Source organism: Streptomyces sp. NPDC044719 (assembly GCF_056433405.1).
The window spans coordinates 171,779-181,306 of record NZ_JBWKHE010000001.1 but is presented as its reverse complement, the minus strand read 5'-3'; the positions used below and the strand labels follow the sequence as shown (position 1 = coordinate 181,306).

Genomic DNA, 9,528 nt, shown 5'->3' with positions numbered 1-9,528 from the left:
CTCAGTCCCATTCCAGGCCGCCGCGCCGCCATACGTACGCGTACGCGACGAAGACGGTGAGCACGAAGAGCAGCATCTCCACGAGCCCGAAAATCCCCAGGGCGTCGAAGGTGACGGCCCAGGGGTAGAGGAAGACGATCTCGATGTCGAAGACGATGAAGAGCATCGCCGTCAGGTAGTACTTGATGGGGAAGCGCCCGCCGCCGGCCGGCGTGGGGGTCGGCTCGATTCCGCACTCGTAGGCCTCGAGCTTGGCCCGGTTGTACCGCTTCGGCCCGATCAACGTGGCCATGACCACGGAGAAGATCGCAAAGCCTGCCCCGAGGGCTCCCAGTACGAGGATGGGCGCATACGCGTTCACCGCTCCTCGCTCCTCTCAGTCGGCACTGACTGCTGGCGGTTTGCATCGGGCTCACATCCGCCCCGTCCGTCCCGCGAACCCCGCCCGCCCCGGCGAAGATCGGGAACATGTGAAGCAGGTCACAAGCCCAACCGCGTGCATCTTATGCCTGTCGCTCTGTGATCTGCGACACGGGGTATTACTCAACCTTTGTGATCTCCACCACCTGACGATCGATCATGAAGTCGGATGAGCGGTGATCTTCACACTCGAAGCGTCCGAGTGATCACGAGAGGTGACATTTTGGCTCGTCAGTGCAGGCCGGAGGGGTCGTCTCAATATCAAGAGAGTTCTCTTGCATGCAAATTGGCGATGGACTTGATCTCTTGATAGTGGCGCGTTCACACGTCAGAGGGCACAGGGAGCGGGATGTGGACGTGTGCGCGCGTTCACGATCTTCGCGAGGCCGTGACCGCGTCGTGATCTACGGCGCGCGACGCGACCGCCGGGCCGACCGTTCCGTGACCTCCGTCACATGGATGAGAGCTCCATGAGAACGGGGCTTGGCCAATCAAACCAACCGGTGGTAGGCGCGGGGCAATTCGGGCGTATTGATCAAAGACCGTGATCACAGGCCGGTCACGGTGCGCCCGCAATGTCCGTTACGGCGTCAATAAAGGGCCTCGAACGGGGGTTTTGGGGGCCTGATTGAACAACTGTGGCGCAGCACACGTTTCTTGAAGATATGAAGGAGCCCCTGGTACCGGTTGTTCCCATGTCCCACACCGCTCACATACGCAGCCACCGGAAACCCCGCCGCAGTGCGACCTCGTCGATCGCCCTGCGTGCCGGAGTCACCGGTGGCATCCTCAGCATGGCAGCGGCGGGTGCGTCGGCCTCGGCGAACGCCGCCGAGCCGGTGACGCAGACCATCGAACTGCCCACCCTGACGGCCGACATGTCCACTCAGGTCGCCCAGTCCGCGGCCGCCACCCAGCAGGCGGCCGCGAACTACGAGCTGCGCGCCGAGCGTGACGCCGCCGCCGCCAAGGCCGCCACCGAGGCCAAGAAGGACCTCGCCGAGGCGAAGAAGAAGGCGGAGGCCAAGAAGAAGGCCGCCGAGGAAGCCCGCAAGGCCGCCGCCGAGCGCGCCACGCGCAGCGCCGAGCGCGCCACCCTCTCCGCCTCCGCCTCCGCGTCGGCGTCCACGTCGGTGTCCGCGCCCTCCAGCGGCAGCGTCGCGACCGTCATCGCCTTCCTCAAGGCTCAGGTCGGCGACGCCTACGTCATGGGCGCCACCGGTCCCAGCGCCTGGGACTGCTCCTCCCTCGTGCAGGCCGCGTACAAGCAGGTTGGTGTGGACCTGCCGCGCGTCTCGCAGGACCAGTCGATGGCCGGCACGGACGTACCGCTGTCCAGCGTCCAGGTCGGCGACATCCTCTACTGGGGTGGCAAGGGCTCGGCGTACCACGTGGGTGTCTACATCGGAGACGGCCAGTACCTGGACGCGGCCAACCCGTCCAAGGGCGTCGTCATCCAGGACCTGTCGGGTTACCCGGCGTCGGGCGCGGTACGCGTCCTCTGACGTCACGCACACGGGTTTGAGGGCCGCTGCCACTGATGGCAGCGGCCCTCCCAGCGTGTCCGCATCCCTCCTGCGGTGGGTCCGCACCCCCTCCTGCAGCCCTCACGGGCCGTCTCCCGGCCTTTCGGGGTCGCGGTGTGCCCGGGGCGGGCCGAGCCGCGGCTCAGAGCTCAGACGGCCCTCTGGCCCCTCCGGCCGTCCCCACACCCGGCGGTGCGGTGTGGCCGGACTCCTCCTGGGACGGGTACGGGGGTTCTGCTGTGATGAGTGCCGGTCACCACAACCGACACCCCAGGAGAGCCACATGCCCAGCGTCTTCGTGCAAGGACAGCCCGTCGACTCCTACCCTCGGCTCGCGCCCGAGGCCCGGCAGGGGAAGGTCCGGCGGATCACCGAGGTCGGTGAGGAGGTCCTGCACAAGCCGTGCCGGGACGTCACCGAGTTCGGCCCCGACCTCGCCGCGCTCATCGACGACATGTTCCTGACGATGTACATCGCGGACGGTGCCGGACTCGCGGCGAACCAGGTCGGTGTCGGACTGCGGCTGTTCGTGTACGACTGCCCGGACGACGACGGGGTGCGGCACGTCGGGCACATCGTCAATCCGGTCCTGGAGTCGCTCGACGCCGCTGACCGGAGGCTGCTCGACGAGGGCGAGGGGTGCCTGTCGGTGCCGGGCGCCACGATGGACGTACCGCGGCCGGACCGGGCCGTCGTGCGCGGATTCGACAGGGACGGCGAACCGGTCGTCATCGAGGGCACGGGGTACTTCGCCCGCTGCCTCGCCCACGAGGCCGACCACTGCGCCGGGCAGCTCTATCTGGACCGGCTCTCCACGCGGGAGCGCAAGGACGTGCTGCGGCAGGTGGCGGACCGGCGGGACGAGGTGCTCGCGCGCCGGGCCGCCAACGTCGAGGCGCTCAGTGCCTGATCAGGCACTCACGCCGGGCGTGATCAACCCTTCGCGGACACCATGCCGCGGACGTGATCAGGCCTTCGGGGCCACCTTGCTCAGCCCGTTGATGATGCGGTCCATCGCGTCGCCCCCGGTCGGGTCCGTGAGGTTCGCGAGGAGCTTCAGCGTGAACTTCATCAGCAGCGGGTGCGTCAGACCGCGCTGGGTGGCGATCTGCATGACCTTCGGGTTGCCGATGAGCTTCACGAAGGCACGGCCGAGCGTGTAGTAGCCGCCGTAGGTGTCCTTGAGCACGCGCGGGTAGCGCTGGAGCGCCAGTTCGCGCCGGGCCGGGGTGGAGCGGGCGTGGGCCTGGACGATGACGTCGGCGGCGATCTGGCCGGACTCCATGGCGTAGGCGATGCCTTCGCCGTTGAAGGGGTTCACCAGGCCGCCGGCGTCACCGACGAGCAGCAGGCCCTTGGTGTAGTGCGGCTGGCGGTTGAAGGCCATGGGCAGGGCGGCGCCGCGGATCGGGCCGGTCATGTTGTCGGGGGTGTAGCCCCAGTCCTCCGGCATGGACGCGCACCAGGCCTTCAGGACCTCGCGCCAGTCCAGTTCCTTGAAGGAGTCGGAGGTGTTGAGCACGCCCAGACCGACGTTCGAGGTGCCGTCGCCCATGCCGAAGATCCAGCCGTAGCCGGGCAGGAGCCGGTCCTCCCCCGGGCCCCGGCGGTCCCAGAGCTCCAGCCACGACTCCAGGTAGTCGTCCTCGTGGCGGGGACTCTCGAAGTACGTCCGTACGGCCACGCCCATCGGGCGGTCCTCGCGGCGGTGCAGGCCCATCGCGAGGGAGAGGCGGGTGGAGTTGCCGTCGGCGGCGACGACGAGCGGCGCGTGGAAGGTGACCTCGCGCTTGTCCTCACCGAGCTTGGCGTGCACGCCGGTGATCCGGCCCGTGCGGTCGTCCAGGATCGGGGCGCCCACGTTGCAGCGCTCGAACAGCCGGGCGCCCGCCTTCTGGGCCTGCCGGGCGAGCTGGTCGTCGAAGTCGTCGCGCTTGCGGACGAGGCCGTAGTCGGGGAAGGAGGCGAGATCCGGCCAGTCGAGCTGGAGCCGTACTCCGCCGCCGATGATCCGCAGGCCCTTGTTGCGCAGCCAGCCGGCCTCCTCCGAGATGTCGATGCCCATCGCCACCAACTGCTTGACGGCGCGCGGGGTGAGGCCGTCGCCGCAGACCTTCTCGCGCGGGAACGCGGTCTTCTCCAGCAGGAGGACGTCGAGTCCCGCCTTGGCGAGGTGGTAGGCGGTCGTGGAGCCGGCCGGCCCCGCGCCCACGACGATCACATCGGCGGTGTTCTCGGAGAGGGGCTCGGTCACGACGGTCACGGCGGGATCTCCCCAAGCTTCGGAATCTGTGTGCCGGCCGGCACAGGACATGCGCAGTCTATGCAGCGGTATTGATCACCCGGCCGAAGGGCTGCCTACGCGAACCGAGCCCCTGTTGACGGAGCGTAGCCGACTGTCACAGAAAGACACCCGTCGCTTCCGGGCGGCGTGAGACCGGAGTTACCCTTCCTGTACCGCTGGGGGTGACATCTGTGCAGATATCCCGCAAAGCACCCGAAGTGCGCGTCCCGCGTCTGGTCGGTCTGATGGCCGTGGACGCGCGCGAGACGGCCCGGGCACGGGGCCTGTTGCTCAACGCGCCGGACCGGCCCGACTTCCACCTCGCCGTCGTCGACTACGTCGTGCGCCAGTACCCGCAGCCCGAGGCCGAGGTGCCGCGGGACTCGATGGTCTACGTGTGGTTCGACTTCGGCCCCGGCGAGGGCGGCGGAGGCGTGCACGAGCCGCGGATCCCGAGACCGCCCAGGGGCGGACTCCAACGGGAGCTGGACGAGCCGGGCGACCCGTACATGGTCCTCAGCTCTCCATGAGCCCCTCGTAGGGGATCAGCTCTCCTTGAAGCCCCGGTGCAGGGCCACGATCCCGCCGCTCAGGTCGCGCCAGGCCACCCGTGACCAGCCGGCCTTGCCCAGCCGCTGAGCCAGGGCGGGCTGGTCGGGCCAGGCGCGGATGGACTCGGCGAGGTAGACGTAGGCGTCGGGGCTGGAGGACACGGCCCGGGCGACCGGCGGCAGGGCGCGCATCAGGTACTCGGTGTAGACCGTGCGGAACGGCGCCCACGTCGGGTGCGAGAACTCGCAGATCACGATCCGCCCGCCGGGCCGGGTCACGCGCTGCATCTCCCGCAGGGCCGCGTCCGTGTCCTGCACGTTGCGCAGCCCGAAGGAGATGGTGACGGCGTCGAAGGTGCCGTCCTTGAAGGGCAGCCGCGTCGCGTCGCCGGCGGTGTACGGCAGCCAGGGCCGGCGCTGCTTGCCGACCTTGAGCATGCCCTGGGAGAAGTCGCACGGGACGACGTAGGCACCGGTCTGCGCGAAGGGCAGCGAGGAGGTGCCCGTGCCCGCCGCCAGGTCGAGGACCTTCTGCGCGGGGCGCGCGTCGACCGCCTTGGCGACCTCCTTGCGCCATCGCCGGTCCTGGCCGAGGGACAGCACGTCGTTGGTCAGGTCGTACCGTTCCGCCACGTCGTCGAACATCGAGGCGACTTCGTGCGGCTGCTTGTCCAGGGATGCGCGGGTCACGGGCCCATTCTTGCAGTACGCCCCCCAGGGGCCTCGAAGTGACCTCTCGGCAGCAGCCTCGGCCTCTTCCGTGCCGCCACGTCCTCCACCCACCCGCACAGCAGCACGAACACCGCGATCAGCACCCAGCCCACACCGAACATGAACCACTGGCTGTCCAGCGGCAGGTACGCCTCGAAGGCGGGCACGTCCCAGAACCGGTCGATCAGCGGTACGGCGAGGATCAGGGCGATCTCGTGCCAGAGGTAGAGCGTGACGGCCCGCGCGTTGAACACCGTGACGAGCCGGTCCAGCCGCCGGAACCGGGCGAGTCCCGCGAGGTCGGTCCGGAAGCGGGCCTTGGCGTACATCAGGAGCGTCACGAACCCGGCCGACCAGAAGGCCTGCGCGAGCGGGTTCTCGTCGAGGTCGTACGTGCCGTACTCCGCCTGGTGGGCGAGGGCGTACCAGCCGCCGTACGCGAGGGCGCCGAGCGCGAGCGGGACGACCGCGGCGGGCTTCAGACGGGCCAGGACGCCGTCGTGGTGCGCGAAGCCGAGGAGCCAGCAGAACAGGAACGTCGCCAGGTCCCACAGCGCGGCACCGAGCCGGTCGTCCGGGGGCTGCCACACGAACCGGAGAGCCAGGACCGGTGTCAGCGACAGCAGCAGGACCGGGACGGGGGCGATCCGGAAGACCCGCAGCAGGAGCGGGGAGAGCAGCACGAACCAGAGGTACGTCCGCAGGTACCAGAGGATCTCCCAGGCCTGCTCGCCCCAGGCGTTGCCCGGCGGGTCGCCGAGGGGCACGACCCAGTAGACGATCTGCCACCCCGGCATCCAGCCGTGCACCAGCATCGCGCCGACCACGAACACGCCCCAGAACCAGAAGGGCGGCAGCAGTCTGCGGACGCGGCTTCTGATCACCGTGAGCGCGGGGCGCTGGAGCGACCTCGCCATCAGGGTCCCGGCCAGGCCGAACATGACCCCCATGGAGGGGAAGACCAGCCCGGCCCAGGCCCAGCCGAAGGTGTGATACGTGACGACACGGACCAGGGCGACGGCCCGCAGGGTGTCGAAGTAGCGGTCCCGCACCGGGCGGGCGACGGTCTCCGTGGGCGTCCGCTCGGCCGTCCTGCTGTGCGCCCCCATCAGCCCGCACCCGCCGGGGTGCCGACCTCGCCGGTCCGCTTCAGCTTCTGCCAGCGCAGCCGGCCACCCGTGAGGGCGGTGACGCAGGAGTGGATGAGGACGAGGTACATCATCTGCCGGTAGGCCAGTTGCTGGAGCGGCATCATCAGCAGGTAGCGGTACTTCTCGCGGTCGAGGCGGAAGGCGTACGCCGCGCACACCAGCTGGACCCCGAGCACCGCGAGCCACGCCAGCAGCGCCGCCCTGAAGTCGATGAAGATCATCGAGTAGGCCGTGAACACGTCGATGAGCGGCGCGAAGACCGGCGTGACGATCTGGAACAGCACCACCAGCGGCATGCCGACCCGCCCGAAACGCCCCGAAGGCCCCTTGTCCGTGAGCGACTTGCGGTGCTTCCACAGCGCCTGCATCGTGCCGTACGACCAGCGGTAGCGCTGGGACCAGAGCTGCTTGAGCGAGCCCGGCGCCTCGGTCCAGGCGCGCGCGTGCTCCTGGTAGACGACCCGCCACCCCGCGCGGTGCATCGCGATGGTGATGTCGGTGTCCTCGGCGAGGGTGTCCTCGCTCATGCCGCCGACCTGGAGCACCGCCTCGCGGCGGAACGCGCCGATCGCGCCGGGGATGGTCGGCATGCAGCGCAGCAGGTCGTACATGCGCCGGTCGAGGTTGAAGCCCATCACGTACTCGATGTGCTGCCAGGCGCCGATGAGCGTCTTGCGGTTGCCGACCTTGGCGTTGCCCGCGACCGCGCCGACCTCCGGGTCGGCGAAGGGCTGGACGAGCCGCCGTACGGTGTCGGGCTCGAAGACGGTGTCGCCGTCCATCATCACGACGATGTCGTGAGCCGCGTTCCGTACACCGTTGTTGAGGGCGGCCGGCTTGCCCGCGTTGGTCTGGCGGATGACGCGCACGTTGGGCATGCCGAGGGACTCGGCGATGTCGGCCGTGCCGTCCGTGGAGCCGTCGTCCACGACGATGATCTCGATCGGATGCGTGCTCCGCGCCAGCGAGTCGAGGGTGTTGGCGATGCACTCCTTCTCGTTGTACACCGGGACGATCACGCTCACCGGCCGGGTGACCGTCGGCCCCCAGCTGAAGCGGCGCCTGTTGCGCAGGCGGTGGTGGCGGCGGGCGAGGACGAGCATCATCCCGAAGCGGCCCATGACGGCCACGCCGACCACCAGCAGGCCGACGGACAGCGTCGGCACGGCCCATTCGGCTACGGCCACGGCGGCGACCAGGGCCTTGCCCTCGTAGAGGATCGCGCCGGTGGCCTCTCGGTGGGCGGCCTGAAGGCGGGCGCCCCCGACCTGCGGCACTCCGGCCGGCGCCTGCTGCTGCTTGTCGAGGACGCCGCTGATGGTGGTGAAGGTGTACCCCTTCGCCCGCATCTTCTCGATGTACTCCGGCAGCGCCTCGATCGTCTGCGAACGCTCGCCGCCCGCGTCGTGGAAGAGGACCGACGCGCCCTTGTTCTTCTTCGGCGTGGCCCACTGGACGATCTTCGAGACGCCCGGCCGTTTCCAGTCGTCGCTGTCGGTGTCGACGAAGACGCTGGTGTAGCCGTCCTGGCCGAGTTTCTTGTAGACGGGCCAGCTGTAGTTGTCGATGGCGTCCGTCTCCGAGGAGTAGGGCGCCCGGAACAGGGTGGTCGTGATGCCGGCCGCGCCCGCCAGCGCGAGCTGGGTCTGCTCCATCTCGCGCCGGACCCGGGCGTCGCTCTGGTACGACAGGTCGACGTGCGTGAAGGTGTGGATCCCCACCTCGTGGCCCTGCTCGACCATGTCCGACACGATGCCCGGGTAGCGCGACACCATCGAGCCGACCAGGAAGAACGTGGCGGGCACGTCGTACTTCTCGAGGATCGCCAGCACCTGGGGCGTCCACGTCGGGTTGGGGCCGTCGTCGAAGGTGAGCGCGATCGTCTTGTCGGGGACGGAGACGGTCGTGGCCTGTCCGCCGCGGAAGGTGACGATCGGCCCGCCGTCCAGGACGTCGTCCGGTACATCGCTGGAGCTGGCCCCGGTGCGCACGCGCTGGTCGCCTCCGACCTCGGCGCGCAGATAGCCGTCGAGGAGCATCACGCAGATCAGCGCGAGCAGGAGCAGCAGGGCGAGGATGACGCGCGGCCGCTGCAGCGCGGCGGCCTTGCCTGCGGCCCGCTCCATCCGGGAGGGGGCGCGGCGGCGGCCGCGGGAGGGGGTGGTCGTGGTCATACGGCGGCCCCCGGTCAGTCGGAGCCCACGGCCGCGGCGGCGGAGGCCGAGGCAGAGGCAGAGGCAGAGGGGGATGCGGTGGACGGGGACGTGGTCGACGGGGATGTGGTGGACGGGGACGTGGTGGAACCGGCGGCGCCGTCTCCGGTTGCCCGGGGCGGCGCCGACGGGACACCGCTCGGCGGGGTAGCGCCGGGGCCACCGCTCGGCGGGGTGGCGCCGGGGCCGCCGGGCCCCTCGCCCTGCGGCCCGCCTCCACCGGGCCCGGCGCCCGCGAACGGCAGCAGCCGCGACGGTGTGAGCGAGGTGCCCCAGCCCATGAAGGCCGCGCCGAGCACGGCCGCGTACCCGAGGCAGACCACCCCCAGGACGAGACCGATCCGGCGCAGCAGCCGGGCCCGGCGTCCGGAGTTGTCAACGAACACGGGCCCTTCGGCGGACTCGTTACCGCGTTTGCGGCGGCGACCGCGGGTGACGCGGCTTTCGATGGCAGGCTCGGAATGCATTCCCCGGACATTAGGCGGCCTTTATGTGCCCTAAACTTGGGTTTTGATGTGAGAGACCCATGAGAAACGACCGAAGCTGTCCTTTCTCTGAGAGTTGCCGGGAACTCCTGCGGAACTCGTTCTGAGCGCCCATCATCGTGAGACGTTTGCTGCCGGGAAACGTACTGGGGGTTTGGACCTTTATGACCTCACGAGAACGGGAGCG

At 69.5% G+C, this 9,528-nt stretch carries 9 protein-coding genes; 3 read left to right on the top strand and 6 right to left on the bottom strand.

Annotated features, from left to right (window positions below):
• Position 1 precedes the first annotated feature (1 nt).
• Positions 2–361: an NADH-quinone oxidoreductase subunit A gene (locus tag AC07DF_RS00875; RefSeq protein ID WP_003992243.1), complete on the bottom strand. Its 360-nt coding sequence runs from the start codon at positions 359–361 to the stop codon at positions 2–4.
• A 724-nt stretch (positions 362–1,085) separates the two neighbouring features.
• On the opposite strand from AC07DF_RS00875, the gene AC07DF_RS00870 reads away from it, so the two are divergent.
• Complete coding sequence (locus AC07DF_RS00870) at positions 1,086–1,925, top strand: C40 family peptidase (protein WP_478965718.1); 840 nt, start codon at positions 1,086–1,088, stop codon at positions 1,923–1,925.
• 304 nt (positions 1,926–2,229) lie between these two features.
• On the top strand, positions 2,230–2,856 hold the full coding sequence (def, locus tag AC07DF_RS00865; protein ID WP_478965716.1) for a peptide deformylase: 627 nt from the start codon (positions 2,230–2,232) through the stop codon (positions 2,854–2,856).
• A 57-nt stretch (positions 2,857–2,913) separates the two neighbouring features.
• Here def and AC07DF_RS00860 read toward each other — a convergent pair whose 3' ends face one another.
• Positions 2,914–4,209: a geranylgeranyl reductase family protein gene (locus AC07DF_RS00860; RefSeq protein WP_478965714.1), complete on the bottom strand. Its 1,296-nt coding sequence runs from the start codon at positions 4,207–4,209 to the stop codon at positions 2,914–2,916.
• A 239-nt stretch (positions 4,210–4,448) separates the two neighbouring features.
• Between AC07DF_RS00860 and AC07DF_RS00855 the strand changes: the two genes are divergently transcribed.
• On the top strand, positions 4,449–4,760 hold the full coding sequence (locus AC07DF_RS00855; RefSeq protein ID WP_382489183.1) for a PASTA domain-containing protein: 312 nt from the start codon (positions 4,449–4,451) through the stop codon (positions 4,758–4,760).
• 15 nt (positions 4,761–4,775) lie between these two features.
• Here the strand turns inward: AC07DF_RS00855 and AC07DF_RS00850 are convergent, their stop codons facing one another.
• The 4 genes from AC07DF_RS00850 to AC07DF_RS00835 are packed head-to-tail and all read right to left on the bottom strand — an operon-like array spanning position 4,776 to position 9,323.
• Positions 4,776–5,471: a demethylmenaquinone methyltransferase gene (locus tag AC07DF_RS00850; protein ID WP_478965712.1), complete on the bottom strand. Its 696-nt coding sequence runs from the start codon at positions 5,469–5,471 to the stop codon at positions 4,776–4,778.
• A complete protein-coding gene (locus tag AC07DF_RS00845; RefSeq protein WP_478965710.1) occupies positions 5,468–6,601 on the bottom strand; it encodes an acyltransferase family protein in 1,134 nt (377 codons plus the stop codon). The genes AC07DF_RS00850 and AC07DF_RS00845 overlap by 4 nt, the downstream gene beginning before the upstream one ends.
• Positions 6,601–8,817: a bifunctional polysaccharide deacetylase/glycosyltransferase family 2 protein gene (locus AC07DF_RS00840; RefSeq protein WP_478965708.1), complete on the bottom strand. Its 2,217-nt coding sequence runs from the start codon at positions 8,815–8,817 to the stop codon at positions 6,601–6,603. The genes AC07DF_RS00845 and AC07DF_RS00840 overlap by 1 nt, the downstream gene beginning before the upstream one ends.
• Before the next feature lie 14 nt (positions 8,818–8,831).
• The gene (locus tag AC07DF_RS00835) at positions 8,832–9,323 is read right to left on the bottom strand and encodes a hypothetical protein (protein ID WP_478965707.1); all 492 of its coding nucleotides are present in this window, start codon (positions 9,321–9,323) and stop codon (positions 8,832–8,834) included.
• Positions 9,324–9,528: the final 205 nt, after the last annotated feature.

Excerpts from the sequence above, each read along its gene's own strand:
- AC07DF_RS00870 (WP_478965718.1), top strand. The coding sequence starts at position 1,086 with ATGAAGGAGCCCCTGGTACCGGTTGTTCCCATGTCCCACACCGCTCAC.
- def (WP_478965716.1), top strand. The coding sequence starts at position 2,230 with ATGCCCAGCGTCTTCGTGCAAGGACAGCCCGTCGACTCCTACCCTCGG.
- AC07DF_RS00845 (WP_478965710.1), bottom strand. The coding sequence starts at position 6,601 with ATGGGGGCGCACAGCAGGACGGCCGAGCGGACGCCCACGGAGACCGTC.
- AC07DF_RS00840 (WP_478965708.1), bottom strand. The coding sequence starts at position 8,817 with ATGACCACGACCACCCCCTCCCGCGGCCGCCGCCGCGCCCCCTCCCGG.
- AC07DF_RS00835 (WP_478965707.1), bottom strand. The coding sequence starts at position 9,323 with ATGCATTCCGAGCCTGCCATCGAAAGCCGCGTCACCCGCGGTCGCCGC.